Genomic DNA, 21,026 nt, shown 5'->3' with positions numbered 1-21,026 from the left:
CTTCTTTACAGCTGCTCAATCACCGAGTAGTTGCTCTTCTTGTTCATCCCACATCGCAAACAAAGATTGTATCTCGGATCCTGTGTAAGCGCCAACCACCCTCACATTCCTATGGACCAACTGCACTCCAACCATAACCGAGACAAATTCATCTTCTGCTCGCAGGTGGGCAACGGTTTCCTTGTCTCCGGTGATAAGGACGAAGCCATTGAGATCACTACCATGAGGCTCAAGAACAACTACCTCGAAGCGATCGATTTTTCCGTCATGTTGCAATCGAATACAGTATTCCATTGCATTATTGAGCGTGGCCTTTGCCGCCTTTTCACGCCCCGGTATGATTTCACCCCAACCAACGAGTAACGAACCTTTTGCCATATCATTCTCTCCTCCTTTTAATTTATATGTTAAAATTAACCTATTTCAAAATTAACATATTAGTTTTTATAAATCAACTAAAATATATGTTAAATTTAACCTATAATTTTTCGGTTTACTTGATAAAAACTACATGCGAATATATATTAAAATGAACCTATAAAAACAACTATGATAAAGGAGTGGTTAGATGAGTTCCTTTCGTTATGCCATGCTTACATTATTGGCGCGGGAGCCGCTTAGCGGATACGATATTAAGCAACAGATGAATAGTCGAATGGGGCCGTTCTGGAAAGCAGGAAGTAATCAAATATATCCTGAATTGGCAAAAATGGATGAAGAAGGACTAGTAGTACTCCATGAAGTAGAGCAAAATGATTACCGTCCTGCTCGAAAAGTATATAGAATTACAGAAAGTGGGCAGCAAGAACTAATTCGTTGGACAACCGAGCCTACTGAACCAGAAATAATTCGGGATGAATTCCTTTTGAAGGCTTATAATTCTTGGCTTGTTGAATCTGAACAAATGATACCCCGTTTGGAAGAGAAAAAGAAGGAACATGAGGAGAAGTTGACAATATATCTTGACAAGGTAAATGAACTTAACGAAATGCTAAATCCATCAAATCCTAGGGATCCTATTCTGTCCAGTATATCCGTCGTGGAATTCGGAATTGAATATGAAAAACTCTATATAAATTGGTGTAATCATTTAATTGAAAGACTAAAAAATAATATCAAAGAATCATCTTAAGAGTAGCTTTAGTTAAAGAGTAATAAAGACCGCTACAGCTAACTTCATCTTAAACTCAAGCTACCGTTCTATTTTATGGTCAGCCAGATTTTTCTGGTTGACCATTTTTTTGTTTTATTTTCAAGAAACCAGATACATAGAAAATATTTCCGCTTATGTAACTTCTTATGGTTTATAACGTTTTGATTAGTATAGACGTCTTGTAGGAAAAAGGAGCTTAAAAAGTGGATTGGGAGAAAATATGGATTGATCATTGGAAAGAAGTATATGTATTTGTATTTTTGCGGGTTCGTCATAAGCAGGAAGCAGAAGATATCACGCAGGAAACTTTTATCAAAGCTATCCGGGCACAGGATAGGTATATAGAAGAGAGTGTAAATATTTCAGCCCTTTTAAAAACCATTGCTAGAAACTTGATAATTGACAAATGGAGAAAAAGGCAAAAAACGCAAGAACCCTTAAGTCTTGAGCCCGAACTGTTTTTAACCGATATGGGAAGTGATTTAGAAAAAATCATCGAACAAAAGGAACAAGTAGATCATGCCCTTTACTTATTAAATGAGGATCAGAGAAATGTAATTGTATTACGGCTTTTGCAGGGGAGATCGATAAAAGAAACAGCGGAACTGCTGGGGAAGACGGAAGCCTTCGTGAAAGTCATACAATTTCGCGCGATAAAAAAGGTGCAGGATCTTATGAAAAAGGAATTTTTGGAGGAGGCTTTGCGATGAGTTTATCAAAAGAGCAAGATAGACTTTCAGAATATATTGATAGATTGAATCAAACCGGAAGAATAAACATAGACCCATCAGAAGATGAAGAGTGGATTGAATTGCTCGATACCGTTAATCTGATGAAAATTTCCAACATGATAGACATGCCGACACCTGATTTTGAAGAAAAAGGAATCCAGATCATTAAAAAGGAGGTTGAAAAAACAAAGCAAAAAGTGGTTGAGATAAAGACCCTCAAAAAACGAATATGGAAAAAACATTTTTTGCCAGTAGTTGCTGCATCTTTAGTTGCTTTATCCGTTTGTCTTCCGACCCTTTTTCCTAATCAAAAAGCAAAGGCAGAACAGATTCGTGTGGTAAAAGAGCAACAGTTAGTTTCATTGGGCGTTTCAAAGGCCAATTTCCCTACTATGCTGTCGGACGGAAAATCGATTGGCTTTGAAAAAGATGAAAAAATTTTTATTTGGAACCAAAGCAATCAATCGTTTACACAATTTCCTTTGAATACTTTTCAATATATGAGAAATCCAGTATGGTCACCGGACGAGAAGACCATAGCATTTTCCGGTTATCAAACCAAAAATGCCGGGATTTGGCTAATGGAACAGGATGGATCGCACGTACGTCAACTAGCAGCACCGGATTCCCCTGATGATTTTTATGACCATCCAACCTGGTCACCGGATGGGAACAAACTAGCCTTTGCTAAACAAAGCTATCAATTGAATGATTCAGATGGTGTTACTCAAACAAGCGAGGAAATTTGGCTAATGGATATCGGGGCTGGCAAGTTAAGAAAAATCACTGATGGTTCTGAACCTAGCTGGTCACCAGATGGCAAGAATATCGCTTACACTAAGACCCGAATAAAAGGAGAATCGGTTCAAAAAGAAGTGTGGATAATCAAGACGGATGGTTCCGATCCGAAAAAATTAACCGATGGAATGGAGCCAAAGTGGTCACCCAATGGTCAATTTCTCACTTTTGCTAGGAATACAACCACTAATGAAAAAGTGGGTACGGAAAAAACTCAAATTGTTGTTACGTATCGTGAGATCTTTGCTTTACATGTGGAAAGCAAAAGAGAATCACAATTAACAAAGTCAAAATTAAATGAACGAGAGTTAAAAAGTCTCATTTCCTCTTCCAAATCAGATCCAAACAATTTGCCAGTCAATTTTGTCATGAGCGGCCAATATAGCGACTGGCAGCCAAGCTGGTCAAAAGACGGGAAGAGCATCGTATTTGTTAGAGATACCAATGAAGAAAAAGGCAATCACTTTACCTTAATGAAAATAGATTTAAAATATGAATAATCCCAAAAAGGCAGGAAAAACAATGAAGATTGGAATTATGATTAGTTCGCTGTTACTCATAATGACAGTAATCTCAGGTTGTGGCGACGGATCCTCGTCTAATAAGAAAGTTAGTCTAGAAAAAAATACTGTCAACGAAAACGAGCAGATCATGAATCACACAAATGAAAGAAAAGAAACACAGGAGGTTCTTCTGGATCATTTAAAAATAAAGGTAAACAACCAATGGGGTGTCAATAAAGGGATAGACTCTGCAGCTTTTTCAATCAAAGGTAAATCGGTAGGTATCATTGAGGGGCTGGCCTATGCTGACTCATTAGAGGCAGTATTACCCAATCAATCCATTGTAACTAACAAACAGAAACTAACACAGCTACCATTTGATGCGTATCAAGTAACTACCAGCAGTGACGCGGTGAAGTCGAAGACAAAATCGGAGACCCATATATACATGTTCATTGAACCAAAAAAGGCAGTGTACGATTTGCACTTTGATGCTAATTTGGTTGATGAGACAACTATTTTACAAATTGTTCAATCTGCTGAGATTGTCCATACTGAGTGACATTCATACAAAAACTCAAGACATGAACAAAAGCTACCATTCGTTGGTGGCTTTTTCTTTTTTTGAAGAGGGAGCAAAATAATATCGCTCAAGTAGAAAAATGATGTTTTTTAGAAAATATTGTAACTATTTGTAAGGACTGCTCGTTTTTTCTAATGGGATGAATCGATCCCTTCGATGGAATGAGATTTTATTAAGGAGGAGTTTATTTTGCCTATTCCTATAAAAGAAAGCAAGCGGTACATTGCTGGGATTGATGGATTAAGGGCTTTAGCAGTCCTTACCGTCATAGCCTATCATCTAAATGTAAGTTGGGCTCCAGGTGGGTTATTAGGAGTGGTGATTTTCTTTGTATTATCAGGTTATTTAATTACGGATCTTATCGTTATGGAGTGGGAGGAAAATGGTTCTATTAATCTAAAAAAATTCTGGCATAGAAGAATACGAAGGTTATTTCCTGCACTAATGGTGATGGTGATTGTAGTCATGGCGTGGATTACTCTATTCAATTGTGCCATCATCCCAAATATAAGAGGTGATCTACTAGCTTCTCTTTTTTATATAAGCAATTGGTGGTTTATTTTTCATAAAATCTCTTATTTTGATAGTTTCGGAACGCCATCTCCCTTTACACATTTATGGTCTTTAGCAGTGGAAGAACAATTTTATATCCTTTGGCCATTGCTATTAATTTTGGGCTTAAAGGTTTTTAGACGAAGAACATCGATACTGTGGGTCACACTGATCATCGCGATTATCTCTATATTTCTTATGGGATTCAATTATAAAGTTGGGACAGACCCAAGTAGAATTTATTATGGAACAGATACAAGGCTTTTTTCGCTTCTATTTGGTGCATTTCTTGCATTGATTTGGCCTAGTCGAAAGCTCTCCAAACGTGCGCCGAGATTTGCCATCATTACTTTAGATGTAGCAGGAAGTTTAAGTTTTGTCATATTAATAGTAATGATTTGGAAAACCAACCAGTTTGAAGCGTTTCTATATAGAGGCGGAATGGTCCTAACTTCATTAGCGGCATTCATCTTGATTGCTACATTGGCGCACCCAGGAAGTCATCTTAGTAAACTACTTGGATTTAAGCCGCTTCGATGGATTGGTGTTCGTTCCTATTCTATGTATCTTTGGCACTATCCCGTTATTGTCTTAAGCAGTCCTGTAGCTAATAATGAAGAATTAAATGTTCTTCGTATGACATTACAGGTTATCGGAATTTTTTTACTATCTGCACTGTCATGGCGTTATATAGAAAATCCGATAAGACGTGGAGCTATTGGTAAATTTCTAAACAATCGTGAACTGACAAAACCATTGTTTAAACAGGTTTCTCTTCTTCAAAAGCTTGTATTGGTTGTAGCCTTTTTAACCATAGGAATTTCCTTTTGGGGAATGTCGTCGTTTGCTTCCGAAAGCAAGAATCACAGAACAAATGATATTCAGTCAGTAACAACCGAACGAAAAAAAGGGCAGGATAATGACAACGAGCAAAAGGACAATAGTTCTCATAGTAAGGAAGCGAATAATGGTCAAATGGAGGAAAAAAAGTCGGGTCCTGAGTCAGGAGTAGATGAAACAAGCATGACCGCAATTGGTGATTCTGTTATGCTCATGGTGGCTCCGTATTTAAAAAAGGAATTTCCAAATATCGTGATAGATGCAAAAGTTGGTCGTCAAATGAAAGATGCTTCCTCTGTCGTACAACGTTTAGAAACAGCAGGGAAATTAGGAGATATAGTGATTATAGAATTAGGAACCAATGGACCATTTGATAAAAATCAGCTTGTTTCTTTAATAGACTCTCTGGGTAATAGAAAGAAAATTATTTTAGTGAACTCACGGGTACCCCGTCCATGGGAAAGTAAGGTGAATTCTATCATAAGCGAAGTTTCTGTATCGTCTTATAGAATTGCTTTGGTTAATTGGCATGATGTGAGTATGGGGGAAAATTCATACTTCTACCAAGATGGCGTACATCCAAATATAAAAGGCTCTCAGATTTATGCCTCACTTATAGCAAAAGCAGCAATAAAAAAATGACGTATGCTAATTCATACGTCATTTCTAGTGTCATCTATTCAGAATGCACCCGAAAACGGAACCCTTTACGCATTCTTCTTTATGCCTCAGTTACCACATTTTCCGTAATCGAACGTTCCACGCTTTCTAGGTGTTCCTTCATACATTGCTGCGCTAATTCTGAATTTTTTTGTTTGAGTGCTTGTAAAATTTTTGTATGTTCTTGAACGGATTGCAAAGCTCGGCCGGGAATTTGAACGGTTTTATTTCGTGATTCAGACAATAAATCAATTAAATAATTCATAATCCCGGTTAAGACCATATTATTTGAGTTGTTGGCTATGGTGATATGAAATTTATGGTCCAATTCAGCCAACCTGTTATAATCAATTTTTCCTTTGACGATTTCAATTGATTCATTCACAATTTGCTCTAACTCGGTAAATTGGTCGTTAGTCGAGTTTTCAATTGCCCACTTGACTGTCCATTCTTCGAGTATTTTGCGGACAGAGAAAAAGTCCTTGATCTGTTCAGTTGAGACAAAAAGAGCTTCCGTCACCTTTTGAATTTGATGTTCGGGTGAGGCAACAAATACGCCCGTTCCATGCTTCACTTGTAGGTATCCATAGGCTTCGAGAATTTTATAGGCTTCCCTTACCGTATTTCTGCTTACGGAAAGTTCGATCCCCATCTCTCTTTCTCCTGGTATTCGTTCCCCCACTTGGTATTCGCCCGCTTGAATTTTTCTCTTAATACTGTCTGCTACTTGTTCAGAAATTCCTTTTCTATTAAATTCCACTTTATCACTGCTCCCTCCGTTAAATCGAAGCGCATCGTATGTGTTTAAAAATCTAGTACATTTATACTAATTGCTGTTAATTTTATTTAAGCACTGAGTAAATCACTTGTAAATGGTCTCCATCAATTTTTGGGTTTTATTGGTTAGGTGACCCAACCAGTACCGGTGTACTTTCATTAAACCATTTTTACTATTACTAAGCAATAAATATTTTTAATAGTAAAATTAATATTTGATTTTTTAGAAAATTGAAATATAATTAATTTAGTGGTTGGGTGACTGAACCATATTAGAGGGGAGGAGTACATACTATTACTAGCTAACCAGGTGGATTTTTTAAAAATTTGAAAGGGCTTACAAATTGGTAGGGAGGTTAGGAAATGAAAAAAGCTTCTGTCTTCGTTCTCATAGTGTTAACCTGTTTATTCATGATTACCGGCTGTTCCAGTACTAGTACGGCAACAAGTAAAGGCACAGATGCAGAGTATGTTTTAAGGCTCGGACATTTGCAGACAGAAACTCATCCTTATCATAAGGGAGCTTTAAAGTTTAAAGAGCTTGTTGAAAAAGAATCAAAAGGAAGAATTAGAATTGATATTTTTCCAAGCAGCCAGTTAGGAAATGGGAGGGACCAGATTGAGGGAGCCCAAATCGGATCAATTCACTTTCACATTGGTTCTGTTGCACCGGTGACGAATTTTGCCCCGAAGTTTAATGTACTCAATCTTCCTTATTTATTTGAAAGCCGTGAGCATGCATTTCGGGTTCTTGATGGGGAAATTGGAAAGGAACTCGGAGCCGATTTGGAAAATCGGGGGCTAATGAATCTAGGGTTTATGGAAAACGGCTGGAGACATATGACCAATAATGTAAAGCCTATTAAAACGGCTAAAGATGCAGCAAGTATGAAAATCAGGGTTCAGGAATCGCCACCCTATATTTCGTTTGTGAAGGCACTGAAATCGACTCCTGTTCCGGTACCATTTGGGGAACTTTACACCGCGCTCGAGCAACACGTTGTAGATGGCCAGGAAAACCCGCTTGCGCAGATCTACTTGAACAAATTTAATGAAGTTCAAAAGTATCTGACGTTAACCGCTCATAATTATGATGCTGCTGTTTTTATTATGAGTAAAACCACCTATGACACCCTGCCAAAGGATTTGCAAAAGGTGATCACAAAAGCGTCCAAAGAGGCAATTCAATATGAGAGAAAGGTAGCCTTAGAGGATGAGAAACAACTGCTTGAGGACCTGAGAAAAACAGATATTCAAATCGAGGAAAACCCTGACTTAGACTCCTTTAGGGAAGCGGTTAAACCAGTATACAAAGAGTTTGAAGGCTCTATTGGAAAAGATCTTCTGGAAAAAATAGAAAGCTTAAAATAATTATGTGGAGGTGCATTCAATGAAAGGGTTTATGACGGAACTGAGTCTAAAGGTGAATAAAGCGAGCAAATTTCTCTTAATCGCCTTTTTCGTTATTGCTTTCGTGGCTACGGTGTATCAAGTATTTTCCCGGTTCGTTTTACAGAGTTCCATCGTGCAAAAGACGCTTCCAATGGTTGATTTTTCCGTATTTAATTTAAGCTGGGCGGAAGAGCTCATTCGTTATATGTTTGTCTGGATTGTTTTTTTGGGAATCGGAATTGTCTATAAGAGCAAGGAACATGCACAGGTGGAAATTTTACTTCATTATTTGCCTGAAAAATTGAAAGGTAAGCTGCAAGTCCTCATTGAAGTCATCAACTCCGCTGTCTTTCTATTTTTAATCGTATATGGCTTTAGCATCTTAAAATTTACTAGTCAACAAATATCCCCTTCAATGGGACTGAATATGACGCTGATTTATGGCTCTGTCCTCGTCTGTTCGCTCATCTGTCTTCTTCATTCTTTTGTTAACATACTTGATTTGGTAGTTGGAAAAGAGGAAAAGGCTCGGATTGTTCAGGTAGAGGTGGCAAATGAGAATCCCCATATAGGATAGAGAAGGAGGAAGTTGAATGACAGTAGCAGTTATTGTTCTGGTAGTCCTGTTTGTACTGATGTTTCTGGGTGTTCCTATTGCCATTTCGTTAATATTGGCATCTATTTCCGGCTTTTTGTCTAGCATCTACTATGTTCCATTAGAAGTCGTTCCTCAAAGATTATTAACCTCTGTAGATTCGTTTCCGCTTCTGGCCATTCCGTTTTTTATGCTGACAGGTGAATTTATGATGTCTGGCAGTATGGGACAACGGATTGCGGGATTTGCTTTTGCATCGGTTGGCTGGTTGCGTGCCGGTTTAGCACAGGTTTCGACGTTAACAAGTATGTTCTTCGCAGGAATTTCGGGATCAGGTGCAGCAGATACGGCGGCTGTCGGTAAAATGATGATCCCGATGATGGAGAAAAAAGGCTACGATAAAGGATTTGCCGCTGCGACGGTAGCGAGTGCAGGAACCATCGCAGTCGTTATTCCGCCATCGATTCCAATGATTGTATACGGAGTAACGGCAGGCGTTTCGATTGGGGATTTGTTCACAGCTGGGATTGTCCCTGGAATCTTAATTGGTTTGTCGATTATGATGCTAAACTATTGGCTGACAAAAAAGAATAACTATTCTCAAGAGAACATGAAGTTTGAATTCTCTTCTTTCAAAAAGACCTTTTTTGAAGGAATATTGGCTTTGATTCTTCCGCTAATTATCATCTTTGGAATACGGGGAGGTATCTTTACGCCAACGGAGGCTGGTGCGATCGCTGCCGCCTATGCTTTTATTATCAATAAATTTGTCTATAAGGATATGGATTGGAAGGATGTGCCGGAGGCTTTTATTAAAGCAGGAAAAATGACGGGGATGGTTGTCTTTATCATTGCGGCTGCTAATCTATTTGGCTGGCTATTAACCGCTGAACAAATCCCGCAGCTGCTTGTTAACCTAGTAGCGGGCTTCGCTGATAATCGTTATCTCGTCCTGCTAATGTTCACGGTCATCTTCTTTATCGCAGGCTGCTTCTTGAACGCATCTGCTGCTATCACTATTTTAACACCATTATTGCTGCCAATTGCTCTAGCAGCAGGAATTGATCCGGTCTTCTTTGGACTCATTATGGTCGTCAACTTGTCCATCGGGCTTATCACACCGCCAGTAGGATTAGACCTCTTTGTCGTAAAAGGGATCGCCGACATTTCCTATGATAAGCTGGTCCGATCGATTGTACCATTCATTGTCGTCATGGTCGTTGACCTACTAATCATCACCTACTTCCCGGCACTATCCATGTTTTGGGTGAACATGTAGGGAAGTGCAAAATTTGGGGACAGTCCCCCGCCGCTTTACAGCTTTACAGCGGCGGGGGACTGTCCCCTTTTTGTGTAGTAGCCTATTAAGCTACTGTATTTCTCCCATTATCTTTCGCCTGATATAAGGCTTTATCGGCTAATTCTAGTAATTCCAGGGGATGCTTATCTTGTTTGGGTATAAGGGAAGCCACGCCAAAGCTCATTGTTATCGATCTATTGAGCTTAGACCATTCATGAGGGATGTTCAATTGCTCAATTTCTTGTCGAATTCTTTCTGCTATGAAACGAGCTTCATGTGCATCCTTTTTTGGCAGGATAATAGCAAATTCCTCGCCGCCATACCTTGCACATATCGCCTCATATGAATTCATTACATCCTTGACCCGGTTGGATATATCAATTAAACACTGATCCCCCAATAAATGACCATAATGGTCGTTGTAGCATTTAAAATAATCGACATCGAACAAAATAACTGAAAGAGAGTTTTGGCTTTTATAGAGAGACTGCCAATAATAATCTAGCATCTTATCAAAATACCTTCGATTAAATAAGGAGGTTAATCCATCCACATTTGATAGGTATTCCAGCTTCTTCTCCAGCTCCTTGCTTTTTGTAATGTCATTTCGAATGACAATATATTGAAAGGGTTTATTATTTTTGTCTAGGAACGGAACAATCGTTGTAGAAGTCCAATAGTATGTACCACTTTTTGTTTTATTTCGAATTTCGCCGCTCCACACCTTTCCTTGAGTAACAGTAGTCCATAGGTCTCTAAAAAAAATTTTGGAATGATAGCTACTATTTAATACTCGCATGTTTTTTCCTTTTAGTTCTTCAAAGGAGTATTCGGAAAGGCGGCAGAATTTCTCATTCGCATATAAGATATTGGCTGATTTATCCACGATTTGAACAAGGTTGGATTCGTCTAAGGCGAATTTTAAATCCTGAAGGTCTTTAAGGGTGTTGAGATAATTTCTTTCTAGTTCCTTCCTATGCACGTTAGTAAGGACCATTGGATTGAACATTTTTATTTTTGAGTTTGAGGTCCTAAGATTGATCCATTTGTTTTTAATAAAAAGTGTTATGGCTAACAATAACGCTGTAAGTAGAAAAATATCCATTCCTTTATGGTAAATGCTCATTCGCGTACCCCCTTCACATGCTCTTGAATGACTTATTTGGTAAGAAAGTCCTAAGTACTATTTTAAAAGTAAAGATATAGTAAATGTAATGTCCGTTTTATGAACAATCTGGTGCCAGTCCCCCGCTGCTTTAAAGCAGCGGGGGACTGACCCCAAAAATTGTAATTTCACTGTGAAAATAGTAAATAGGAATATATAATTATACTATATTGGGGATTTATGTAGAAAGTTGGGGGAGTATGGGGTTTAGAAAGATTATAAGTTTGGTTTTAGTGGTATTTTTGTCGATCCAGCAGCTGGTTTATGCTGCTGGAACTACTACCGAGGTGACGTCGTCACAAAATATGATTGATAATTATTTAATCATTTCATCTTCGGAAACATGGGGGCAGTCTAAAACGGTTTCACAGAATGTAATCGTTGCGCCTAATGCTACGCTAACCATTGGGTATGGAGTAGATATTCAATTTCAGGGAAACCTGATTATTTATGGTAAGGTCCAGAACAATGGAAGAATTTATATGAATAAACATGATGTCATTGCCAATTATGTTAATATGGGCGGCATCAAAATGTGGGGGGATACGAATTTTCCTAACAATGGAATATTTGATCCTTATGGAAGTACAACTGATGTAGGGTGTTTATGTACACCATATAAGGATAGTTATCCCTATCCGGTCCCACCAGTAGAGATTACGTCACCTATGAATCTCTTAACTGTTTCTAAATCTTCTCTTCAAGTTGAGGGTAGAACAGTTCCAGGATTTAAAGTCGAAATAAATGGTCAACAAACAACGGCTAATCAGGATGGGACTTTTTCGTTAGAGGTAGACCTTGTACTTGGAGAGAATTCGTTGCCAGTGGTTATCACGGATACTTTTACTAGGGTACATCATGTGGAAGATTTACTAGTTACCTATGTAAATGATGAGGAAGCTCCTGTAGCACCTACCGTCGATCCATTCAATGATACTCTATCGGTAATGACAGGAAGCGGAGAGAGTGGGGCCACCATTACAGTAAAGAATGCAGTTGGAACGGTGGGAGAAACAAAGGTTGGCATTGATGGTAGATTTTCAGTTGAAATTGGTAAGCAGGCTATTGGTGAGATCCTTTCTGTTACTGCCACTGACGAAGCAGGAAATGTGAGTGAACCTACGCAAGTGATCGTTCAGGATAAAACAGGTCCAACGATACAGTCCTTTTCACCAGCTGATCAGGCAGTGAAAGCGCCTATAGATACCTCGATTCGTATGAACTTTAATGAAGACATACAAGCTGGAGCTAATTTTAATAAAATAGAAGTCTTAAAGTCTACTGGGGAAAGTGTAGAGGTTGAGAAAGTGATTTCTGGAAAAAATTTAGAAATCAAGCCTTTAGCAAAGCTAAACTATAGCACCACTTATACCGTCAAGATACCTGCCGGCGGTATCAAAGATTCTGCGGGTAATGAGAACAAAGAGGCCTTTGAGTTTTCGTTCCAAACGGAAGAGTTTTCAACCAAATTTAGCGGTGGAATCTATGAAGATACTACATGGACAAAAGATAAAAGCCCTTATCTGGTTACGGGCGATGTCGTTGTTTTTCCAGATACTACTTTGACGATTGAACCTGGAGTAACAGTGAAATTTATGTCAGATACGGGAATGGCGATTCGCGGGAAGCTCAAGTCTGAAGGAACTGAAAGTGAAAAAATCACGTTTACCTCAGAAAATCAAAGTATATATTGGGATGGAATCCAGGTTGATTCACAGCTTGGCGGGACAGCATCGTTTACCCAAACAAACATATCCCATGCGCACAACGGTGTTTCTGTTATACCTGATTATACGAATCAAGCAATATCAGTGACAGTTGACTCTTCTACTTTTGAAGGAAATCAAACGGGTATTACAAGTAGCTATCCAGTGATCTCCATAAACCATTCAACGTTTAAGAATAACACAACTGGAGTGAATGGAAGCTTTCATAAGATTGTTGATTCCTCGTTTGTCGATAATGAATACGGTGCCTCTATAAACTTAGATGGATACGTTTATCATAGTGATTTTACAAATAATCACTACGGGATTACGGGTATGGCCAATGTCTATAAAAGTACATTTACTGGCAATGGTACCGCTCTAAGTTTATCAAATGGTAACTTGAGATTTAATAGAATAGAAGATAATCAAATTGGATTGGAAATGACGGGTTCATTCACTGTATCGAGCAATGAATTCATTCATAATCAGACGGGTATTGATCTTTTCGGTACATCTTCTGAGACCATTAAATCCAATACGTTGAACAATCAAATGTGGAATGTAAAAAATCATACGAAGTTTACCAAAGATCTTAGTCAAAATTATTGGGGAACAACAGACGAAGCGGTTATCAAAGAAAAGATTTACGATGGCTATGACAATGTAAACAACGGGTTGGTAACATACAAGCCGTTTTTAACAGAGACCGTAACCCTTGTGGACCAGAAAGCTCCTGTATGGACTGATGGGACTACATATGCAAATTCTAGCTTTATCGAGGAAAATGGGTCCAAAAAGATCAGAACCTATTGGGGTGGTACAGCAACTGATGATATGGCAGTGAAGAATTACAATGTATATGTGGATGGCACGCTAGTGGGAACGGCACCAGGAACCTGGAGTTCAGGACTATATGATTTTGAGTTTGCAAAGTATCCGCCAGGTGATTATTCATTCAAGGTTGAAGCAGTTGATTTCGAAGGAAACATCTCGTCTAATGGTCCTTCAGCCACTATCACCATTCCTGATATAGAAGACCCTGTTTGGCCTGCAGGAAGTGAAATTCATGTTGTAAAAAAAGATGCAACGAGTGTAACACTTGAGTGGACACCGGCTATTGATAATGTCAAGGTACAGGAATATATCCTTACAGTAAATAAGAATTCGAACCATATTATACCTGGAGATCAAACATCATATACCATAACGAACTTAAAGCCTTGGGAGACTTATTTTATCCAAGTTCATGCTAGTGATGAACTTTGGAACATGGCATATGGTGGCGGATCCGTTGATGATCCGAGTGTGAGTGTGAAGCTTGATGACCATAATCCGCCTAAATGGCCTGATGATGCAGTCGTTACGGCATCTAATCAGACAGAGACAAGTGTTCATCTAGATTGGCCTGATGCTTCTGATGAAGAAGTGGTTGATCATTATGAAATCTATATGAATGGTGAATATGTGACGAGTTCAGTAGAAAGTTCCTATGATGTTTCAGGTCTATCGTCAAATACGGAATATACTTTTTCCGTTAAAGCAAAAGATCGCACAGGCGGTAATGTATCTCAACCATTAAGTCTAACGTGGAAAACGCCTGATTATTCTGCGCCATATTGGGATACTGGAAGTACTCTAATTCTTTCGGATATCTCTGATACAAGTGTGAAGTTATCTTGGCCAGCAGCGAAGGACCGTGGTGGGATTACTCACTACCGGATTAAGCAGAATGGACAAGTGATTCAAACGATGGGTGCTGACGTCACCAGTTATCTTGTTACCGGATTATCAATTAATACAGATTATTATTTTACAGTAGAAGCACAAGACACCTCTGGAAATTGGAGTGAAGGAGGGTTACAGCAATCACTGCTAATTAAGGATACAAAGGCACCTATGTGGAGTGTTGTTGATGTATTAGCAGCAGATCAGATTACGGAAACGGACGTGCACTTATCTTGGCAGGCGGCTGAAGACAATGTGGGCGTCACCAATTATAGAATCAAACAGAATGGTACGATTATTGGATTTATTGATGCCATGACTACCAACTATTGGGTTAGTGGGTTAACTGATAATACCGAATATGAATTTACGGTGGAAGCTGGGGATTTAGCTGGTAACTGGAGTAATACCGGTTTGGCAAAGGTCGTGAAAACAAAGGATCTGACTGCACCCGCAGCTCCTATTGTTTATGAAGTGACGGATCAATCCACTGAAGTAAAAGGAACAGCTGAACCAGGTTCTTTTATTCGGGTGCTGGCCAATGGTATGGAGATCGGAACTACGACAACAAATGTAGATGGGACCTTTACCGTTAGTATTCCAAAACAGCATAGTACAGTGACGATTGAAGTCAGTGCGACAGATGCGTCTGGAAACAGTAGTTATGTAGCGATGACCAGTGTCCAAGATGTGACTCCGCCTGCAAAACCAGTAGTGAAGGAAGTAACCGATCGTGACACATCCGTTACGGGGCAAACAGAACCTTGGGTAATGGTCCAAATAAATGCTGGAACTGTTAATTGGACGGCAACTGCTGATGGAAATGGTAAATTCCTAGTTTCCATTCCTGTGCAAAAAGCAGGGACTCAATTAGTGGTTACGGTGATGGATGTTGCTGGGAACGTATCGGAAAAAGCGACAGTTGTGGTTGTTGATGTGTCATCAGAAAAGCCGACGGTGGAGGAAGTGACGGATCAGGATACGGCTGTTCTTGGGGCGGCAGAAGCAGGGGCTTCTATTGTAGTGAAAGCAAATGGTGAATTGATTGGTGAAGGATCTGTTGGAGAGGACGGCAGGTTCTCTGTCGGGGTTCCAGTCCAAAAGGTAGGTACGAAATTAGAGGTTACTGCGATTGACCAAGCAGGGAATGTTAGTGATGTGACCACGGTTGTGGTTAAGGATGGCACACCACCTTCGAAGCCAAGGGTCAATGAAGTGGATGATAAACATGCGGCTGTAACGGGTGAAGCTGAGGTCGGAGCGCAAATTGTAGTAAAAGTGAACGGTACGATCATTGGTCGAGACGTGGTAGGAGAGGACGGCAAGTTCCGACTGGTGTTTGCTCTTTTAGAAGCGGGTACGAAGCTTATTATCACCTGCGTGGATGAGGCTGGGAATGTAAGTGAAGAAGCTGAAGTAGTGGTGAAGGATATAACAGCACCTTTGAACCCGTGGGTTGGCGAAGTGACGGATGTGGATACTACTGTTTTTGGTGAAGCAGAAGCTGGTGCCAAGGTTCAGGTTAAAGTGAATGGTACGGTGATTGGCGAAGGGAGCGTAGGAAGTGACGGTAAGTTCGCGGTTAAGCTTTCTGGGGCCCAAAAGGCGGATACACAATTAACGATAACTGCTATCGATGCGGCGGGAAATGAAAGTGGTCCGGCTACGATTGTTGTGAAGGACGTGACTGTGCCTGCAAAACCAGTTGTCAATGAAGTAACGGACAAAGAGCTGTCTGTATCAGGTCAAGCGGAAGCTGGGGCGAAGGTTGAAGTAAGAGTAAGTGATTCTGTGATTGGAACTACGCAAGCATCAGCTGGTGGGGAGTTCACTGTCGTGATCCCTGTACAAAAAGCGGGAACTGAGCTAATCATAACGGCAATTGATCGGGCTGGACACGAAAGTCCTGCTTCAAAGGTGACGGTTAAAGATGCAACACCACCTGGGAAGCCAAAGGTGAATGAAGTCACGGATAAAGATACGTCTGTAACAGGTCAAGCGGAAGCGGGATCTAAGGTGGAAATATTGGTAAATGGCAGTGTGGTTGGTACTGGACATGCAGACGACAGTAGAGAATTTATAGTGTCTATTCCCGTGCAAAAAGCAGGGACGGAGCTATTTATTAGGTCTACAGATCTTGCCGGAAATGTCGGTGAAGCGCTATCGGTAGTGGTGAGGGATGTAACTTCACCGGAAAAACCGATTGTAAGCGAAGTATCAAATAAAGATAGTGTGGTTTCAGGTGAGGCTGAGGCAGGGGCGAAGATTGAGGTGCTCTCTAATGGAGGTGTGCTCGGTACAGCAACGGCCGGGGCGGACGGCAAGTTTGTAGTTACGATTATGGTCCAAGCTGCGGGAACGGAGTTAGAGGTTACGGCCACCGACAGTCAAGGAAACAAAAGTCTGGCAACGAAAATGGTTGTGAAGGATAGGATTGCTCCAAAAGCTCCAGTGGTAAACCAAGTCACGGATGAAGAGTTCGTTATTAAAGGGACTGCTGAACCTGGTTCTTTGATTTCAGTCAAATACCATGGCTCCGTATTAGGTACGGGTACAGCTGGAAAGGATGGGGGATTTGCTGTTGAAATTCCTGTCCCTGGTTCACTAGGAACGGAATTTACTGTGTCTGCTAAGGATGAATCCGGCAACGAAAGCGAAGAGACGAAGTATATTGTTGTCTCTTCGAAGAAAGGTTGGGTTAAAAAGGGGATATACTGGTATTATTATGATTTAAAAACAGGTTTACCTGTAACAGGTTGGCTTTTGTATTCAAAGAAGTGGTATTACTTAGGGGAAAATGGCCTTATGAAGACCGGTTGGTTGCTGGACAAAAATAGATGGTACTATCTCGATGGAAGTGGTGTTATGAAAACCGGTTGGCTAAAAAGCGGGTCTAAGTGGTATTACCTAGATGGCAACAGTGGTGTCATGAGAACAGGCTGGTTGAAAAGTGGATACTCTTGGTACTATCTTGATAGAAATGGAGCCATGAAGACTGGCTGGTTGAAAGATGGTAGTGCTTGGTACTACCTCGACAGTGGTGGTGTCATGAAAACCGGATGGGTAACCATCGCTGGTAAAAGATATTACTTCAACACTAAAGGGGTTTGGGTCAAATAATAAGGTTGGGGTTGGGGACAGTCCCCCGCTGCTTTACAGCAACGGGGGACTGTCCCTTTTAATTAGGTAATTTTCGACACTCTTTTTGTGGTTTAACAGGAGAAATGCTTACTATATTCATGTTTAGACCTTTATTAATTAATCGTTTGATTAGGATCGGAAATGGGGGAAGGAGATCGAATAATGTCATTTCCCAAGAAATTTAACTTATTTTGGAGAGTTGTAGGGGTGGTTTGCTAGATTAAACGACAAAGTTTTTAGCTATGTTCCGGGAGGAAAGCGGTAATATATGGGTTTCTAGCGTTTTTAATTAACCGTTTGAATAGTATAGCACATAGGGAATGGTTAGGGATTTTGTCTAGTATGTGTAGAGAATAAAGGATAAGTTAGTTTGAATAAGTGGTAAAACGTAATAATTTTTAGAAGGAAATGTAAATCTAAAGTTGAATCCTAAATAAGGTTAGGGTTCAACTTTGGTTAGCCCAGTGCTAGAGTTATCAATTAGCAAATGTCAAAGTTAAGGAGCCATCTTACTATGACCAATCCGAATAAGAATCAAAAGGTTTGCAGCAAAGGACATACCTATTATAAGAGTAGTGATTGTCCAACCTGTCCGATTTGTGAGAAGGAGCGTAAACCTGAAAGTGGGTTTCTTGCATTGCTATCAGCACCGGCTAGACGGGCCTTGGAAAACAATGAGGTGACTACTTTAGAGAAGCTATCAACCTATAGTGAAAAGGAAATTTTGCAGTTTCATGGTATGGGACCAGCTTCGTTGCCCAAACTTAGGGCTGCTTTGAAGAAAATAGGATTATCTTTTAAAGACTGATCTTTGGGTTAATCTTTATCACCATACCATCAGGGAGAGATGTATGTGCCATTAAAAGTAGGAGATATCATTACGTTTGAGCGGACGTTTAAGGTAAGGGATGTGGAGTTGTTTACGGAGGTATCAGGTGATGAAGGGATTCATCATATAACTCCAGATGAACAGGGAAGGCTTGTCGTGCAAGGATTGTTGACTGCGACATTACCGACAAAAGTTGGTGGAGATCATAACGTACTGGCCCGCAATATGAATTTTGAGTTTTTGAGGCCTGTGTTTACGGGGGATACCATCACTTGTGAAGTGAAAATTGAAAAATACGAACGGCAAGAGAATAATAGAACAGCTATTATTGCGTCTTTTTTATGTAAAAATCAGAATGAAAAAGACGTTTTAAAAGGGGAGTTTTCGGGGGTAATCCTATAAATTGGGGGACAGTCCCTCACCGCTTTAAAGCAGCGGGGGACTGTCCCCATTATGATTTCTTCGCCAGGGATTTTCTATCTATGGTTTCGGGTTGTTTTTCTAACCAGCCGTGTTTCACGAGGATGGTGTAACAGAAGGTGCCGGCCTCCATGGCATGAGTGAATACTTTGTAGTAGTTTAACATGATATCTGACCGTAAGCTGGAACCCAATGCTGCTCCATAATAGGAGAGAGCTGCATTGACTAAAAACGCTGCGTGAAACATCATCAACTTATCCGAAAATGGACTTATCGTTGAATCTGTAATCTCTACATCCCACTTTTCGGGTATAGGTAGATGATCTTGTTTTAAGATAGCGTCAAAGCTATCCGCATCTTTCCCCGCTAATTTCACGTTTTTTATCATAAAGTTTCGAACGTCTTCCGATTTTGCAACCTGACTAAAAGCAATACTTAACGACCGGATGAATCCAGTTTTCTTTGAATTAAAGAAAAGGGTGCTGATTTCGGAACTATTCAGTGGTCTTTTGTCCCCGATTAAATTATCAATGATTCCTGTTGATTCAATAAACTCCGGTCCATGTGGCGAAGGAATGGAGGGTACGCTTGAAAATTTCGGTTGATCTTTGGCCAGTTGCTAGATTTTTTGGAACAACTCGTTCGTTTGTCTCGTACATTCAAAAAAGTAATTTTGAAGGTCTTGTCGCTCTAGGGTCGTAATCGCTAAGCTATACGCAGGTAACCCGTGTACGCTCATTATATAAGAGTAAAAAAGGATAAATTGATCAGAAAACAGACGCGGGGCATTCAGATTGACGTCCGCCTCTGTAAATCCTATCGGAACCTGGAAATGAGCAGCTTTCAGGAATTCCTTGATTTTCGTGATGTGGGTCTCAGATAATTGTAAGGAGATTTTTACAATTTCCTTTATGTCTTTATTTTCAACAATTATAAGGAAATATTTGTACATACAGATGGCCATGCTATCGCCCATATATTGGAGCCAAAGAGCAGATACCTCAGAGACCGTTAAGGAATCGGTCTTTGTTTTTTTATTAAAAATCCCCAAAAGGAAAACCTCCAATTTATGTACCATTATCTTTTATTTACTATATTGTGATTATTTTATGGTATTAGGAAAGAAGTATACATACAGAGTTTGGGGACAGTCCCCCGGCGCTTTAGCGCAACGGGGGACTGTCCCCTTTTTATGAACAAGTGTACTTCTACTTTTACGACTGATATAATTTGAATATTATGAATATATATTTTAATAACTTTGTAATAGGTTGGGAGAAGAGTTCATGTTCATGAGGAAGAATTTTGAGCAAAGAAACGTGAATGGGGTGCAGATGGGTAATGGAACCCTATCGTTCCAAAATGTGAAATTAAATGTTCATTGCTTTTTCGTTGATGGTGTTTTAATTGATACTGGAGCAAAGTCACTGGAAAGGTTTTTCAAGGCCTTTTTTAAGCAGCTTGATATTGATCAAGTAGTGATCACCCACTTTCATGAAGATCATACTGGCTGTGCCTCATTCTTGCAGAAAGATCTTCAGCTTCCGCTTTTCATGGATAACCTCATGCTTGAACCCTGCATGAAGAAGGCTGATTATCCATTATATCGTCAACTTTTTTGGGGAAGGCGTCGGCCCTTTCACGCAAAACCAATTGGTGAAACCTTTCATTCACAACAGGCAACATGGCGGGTAATCAAAACACCAGGGCATTCAATTGATCATCTTGCATTTTTAAATGAAGACACAGGTCAACTTTTTACTGGAGACCTCTATTGTCGGGAAAAGACGAAGGTTGTTCTTCGTGAGGAAAATGTGCCTGTGCTTATCGAATCATTAAAAAAAGTATTAACCTATGAGTTTGATGATGTGTTTTGCAATCACGCAGGATATCTTAGCAATGGGCGTACAGCGCTAAAGAGAAAGCTGGAATATCTGTTGGATCTGCAAGGTACGATTTTAAAACTTTATGATGAAGGAAAGAACCCAGACGAGATTAATCATACATTGTTTCCAAAAAAATACCCTATTATGTCTTTTTCCTCGGGAGAATGGGACTCCGTCCATATTGTCCATTCAATTATTAAACAAAAAGATAGAACGCTAATTTCATAACGTCTTTAAAAATTATTTATGCAAATCCAAAATAAAAAA

The 21,026-nt window shown here is 39.8% G+C and carries 17 protein-coding genes; 12 read left to right on the top strand and 5 right to left on the bottom strand.

Annotated features, from left to right (window positions below; genetic code table 11):
- Positions 1-15: 15 nt before the first annotated feature.
- Positions 16-378, bottom strand: coding sequence for a hypothetical protein (locus AC3A54_RS17355; protein WP_487655425.1), 363 nt, complete (start codon positions 376-378; stop codon positions 16-18).
- Between the two features lie 190 nt (positions 379-568).
- Between AC3A54_RS17355 and AC3A54_RS17350 the strand changes: the two genes are divergently transcribed.
- From AC3A54_RS17350 to AC3A54_RS17330, 5 genes are all read left to right on the top strand, one after another.
- Positions 569-1,132 carry a PadR family transcriptional regulator gene (locus AC3A54_RS17350; protein WP_487655424.1) on the top strand — a complete coding sequence of 188 codons (564 nt, stop codon included), beginning with the start codon at positions 569-571 and terminating at the stop codon, positions 1,130-1,132.
- Between the two features lie 224 nt (positions 1,133-1,356).
- Positions 1,357-1,863: an RNA polymerase sigma factor gene (locus tag AC3A54_RS17345; protein WP_487655423.1), complete on the top strand. Its 507-nt coding sequence runs from the start codon at positions 1,357-1,359 to the stop codon at positions 1,861-1,863.
- Positions 1,860-3,182 (top strand): hypothetical protein, encoded by a 1,323-nt coding sequence (locus AC3A54_RS17340; RefSeq protein ID WP_487655422.1) that lies wholly within the window; start codon positions 1,860-1,862, stop codon positions 3,180-3,182. The genes AC3A54_RS17345 and AC3A54_RS17340 overlap by 4 nt, the downstream gene beginning before the upstream one ends.
- Positions 3,183-3,204: 22 nt before the next feature.
- Complete coding sequence (locus AC3A54_RS17335) at positions 3,205-3,747, top strand: hypothetical protein (RefSeq protein ID WP_487655421.1); 543 nt, start codon at positions 3,205-3,207, stop codon at positions 3,745-3,747.
- Between the two features lie 210 nt (positions 3,748-3,957).
- On the top strand, positions 3,958-5,802 hold the full coding sequence (locus AC3A54_RS17330; protein ID WP_487655420.1) for an acyltransferase family protein: 1,845 nt from the start codon (positions 3,958-3,960) through the stop codon (positions 5,800-5,802).
- Between the two features lie 79 nt (positions 5,803-5,881).
- Here the strand turns inward: AC3A54_RS17330 and AC3A54_RS17325 are convergent, their stop codons facing one another.
- Complete coding sequence (locus AC3A54_RS17325; RefSeq protein ID WP_487655419.1) at positions 5,882-6,580, bottom strand: FadR/GntR family transcriptional regulator; 699 nt, start codon at positions 6,578-6,580, stop codon at positions 5,882-5,884.
- A 380-nt stretch (positions 6,581-6,960) separates the two neighbouring features.
- Between AC3A54_RS17325 and AC3A54_RS17320 the strand changes: the two genes are divergently transcribed.
- The 3 genes from AC3A54_RS17320 to AC3A54_RS17310 are packed head-to-tail and all read left to right on the top strand — an operon-like array spanning position 6,961 to position 9,863.
- A complete protein-coding gene (locus AC3A54_RS17320) occupies positions 6,961-7,968 on the top strand; it encodes a TRAP transporter substrate-binding protein (protein ID WP_487655418.1) in 1,008 nt (335 codons plus the stop codon).
- A 19-nt stretch (positions 7,969-7,987) separates the two neighbouring features.
- Positions 7,988-8,566: a TRAP transporter small permease gene (locus AC3A54_RS17315; protein ID WP_487655417.1), complete on the top strand. Its 579-nt coding sequence runs from the start codon at positions 7,988-7,990 to the stop codon at positions 8,564-8,566.
- Between the two features lie 16 nt (positions 8,567-8,582).
- On the top strand, positions 8,583-9,863 hold the full coding sequence (locus AC3A54_RS17310) for a TRAP transporter large permease (RefSeq protein WP_335545749.1): 1,281 nt from the start codon (positions 8,583-8,585) through the stop codon (positions 9,861-9,863).
- 85 nt (positions 9,864-9,948) lie between these two features.
- Here the strand turns inward: AC3A54_RS17310 and AC3A54_RS17305 are convergent, their stop codons facing one another.
- The gene (locus AC3A54_RS17305) at positions 9,949-11,010 is read right to left on the bottom strand and encodes a sensor domain-containing diguanylate cyclase (RefSeq protein WP_487655416.1); all 1,062 of its coding nucleotides are present in this window, start codon (positions 11,008-11,010) and stop codon (positions 9,949-9,951) included.
- Between the two features lie 239 nt (positions 11,011-11,249).
- Here AC3A54_RS17305 and AC3A54_RS17300 point away from each other — a divergent pair, with 239 nt between their 5' ends.
- The 3 genes from AC3A54_RS17300 (at position 11,250) to AC3A54_RS17290 (ending at position 18,855) form a co-directional block, all read left to right on the top strand.
- The gene (locus tag AC3A54_RS17300) at positions 11,250-17,603 is read left to right on the top strand and encodes an Ig-like domain-containing protein (protein ID WP_487655415.1); all 6,354 of its coding nucleotides are present in this window, start codon (positions 11,250-11,252) and stop codon (positions 17,601-17,603) included.
- A 535-nt stretch (positions 17,604-18,138) separates the two neighbouring features.
- The gene (locus tag AC3A54_RS17295) at positions 18,139-18,432 is read left to right on the top strand and encodes an RNA polymerase alpha subunit C-terminal domain-containing protein (protein WP_487655414.1); all 294 of its coding nucleotides are present in this window, start codon (positions 18,139-18,141) and stop codon (positions 18,430-18,432) included.
- A gap of 45 nt (positions 18,433-18,477) precedes the next feature.
- Positions 18,478-18,855 (top strand): hotdog domain-containing protein, encoded by a 378-nt coding sequence (locus AC3A54_RS17290; RefSeq protein ID WP_487655413.1) that lies wholly within the window; start codon positions 18,478-18,480, stop codon positions 18,853-18,855.
- Positions 18,856-18,904: 49 nt separating this feature from the next.
- Here AC3A54_RS17290 and AC3A54_RS17285 read toward each other — a convergent pair whose 3' ends face one another.
- Positions 18,905-19,393: a DUF3231 family protein gene (locus AC3A54_RS17285; RefSeq protein WP_487655456.1), complete on the bottom strand. Its 489-nt coding sequence runs from the start codon at positions 19,391-19,393 to the stop codon at positions 18,905-18,907.
- 99 nt (positions 19,394-19,492) lie between these two features.
- Positions 19,493-19,924, bottom strand: a complete 432-nt coding sequence (locus tag AC3A54_RS17280) for a DUF3231 family protein (RefSeq protein WP_487655412.1) — start codon at positions 19,922-19,924, stop codon at positions 19,493-19,495.
- A gap of 235 nt (positions 19,925-20,159) precedes the next feature.
- Between AC3A54_RS17280 and AC3A54_RS17275 the strand changes: the two genes are divergently transcribed.
- Positions 20,160-20,987: an MBL fold metallo-hydrolase gene (locus AC3A54_RS17275; protein WP_487655411.1), complete on the top strand. Its 828-nt coding sequence runs from the start codon at positions 20,160-20,162 to the stop codon at positions 20,985-20,987.
- Positions 20,988-21,026: the final 39 nt, after the last annotated feature.

This window comes from Neobacillus sp. Soil_C_43 (assembly GCF_057656715.1).
The sequence above is the reverse complement of the archived record's forward strand: the minus strand, read 5'-3'. Positions and strand labels throughout refer to the sequence as shown.

Coding starts and splice junctions, on each gene's coding strand:
- AC3A54_RS17355 (WP_487655425.1), bottom strand. CDS start 378: ATGGCAAAAGGTTCGTTACTCGTTGGTTGGGGTGAAATCATACCGGGG.
- AC3A54_RS17350 (WP_487655424.1), top strand. CDS start 569: ATGAGTTCCTTTCGTTATGCCATGCTTACATTATTGGCGCGGGAGCCG.
- AC3A54_RS17340 (WP_487655422.1), top strand. CDS start 1,860: ATGAGTTTATCAAAAGAGCAAGATAGACTTTCAGAATATATTGATAGA.
- AC3A54_RS17335 (WP_487655421.1), top strand. CDS start 3,205: ATGAAGATTGGAATTATGATTAGTTCGCTGTTACTCATAATGACAGTA.
- AC3A54_RS17320 (WP_487655418.1), top strand. CDS start 6,961: ATGAAAAAAGCTTCTGTCTTCGTTCTCATAGTGTTAACCTGTTTATTC.
- AC3A54_RS17315 (WP_487655417.1), top strand. CDS start 7,988: ATGAAAGGGTTTATGACGGAACTGAGTCTAAAGGTGAATAAAGCGAGC.
- AC3A54_RS17310 (WP_335545749.1), top strand. CDS start 8,583: ATGACAGTAGCAGTTATTGTTCTGGTAGTCCTGTTTGTACTGATGTTT.
- AC3A54_RS17305 (WP_487655416.1), bottom strand. CDS start 11,010: ATGAGCATTTACCATAAAGGAATGGATATTTTTCTACTTACAGCGTTA.
- AC3A54_RS17300 (WP_487655415.1), top strand. CDS start 11,250: ATGGGGTTTAGAAAGATTATAAGTTTGGTTTTAGTGGTATTTTTGTCG.
- AC3A54_RS17295 (WP_487655414.1), top strand. CDS start 18,139: ATGACCAATCCGAATAAGAATCAAAAGGTTTGCAGCAAAGGACATACC.
- AC3A54_RS17275 (WP_487655411.1), top strand. CDS start 20,160: ATGTTCATGAGGAAGAATTTTGAGCAAAGAAACGTGAATGGGGTGCAG.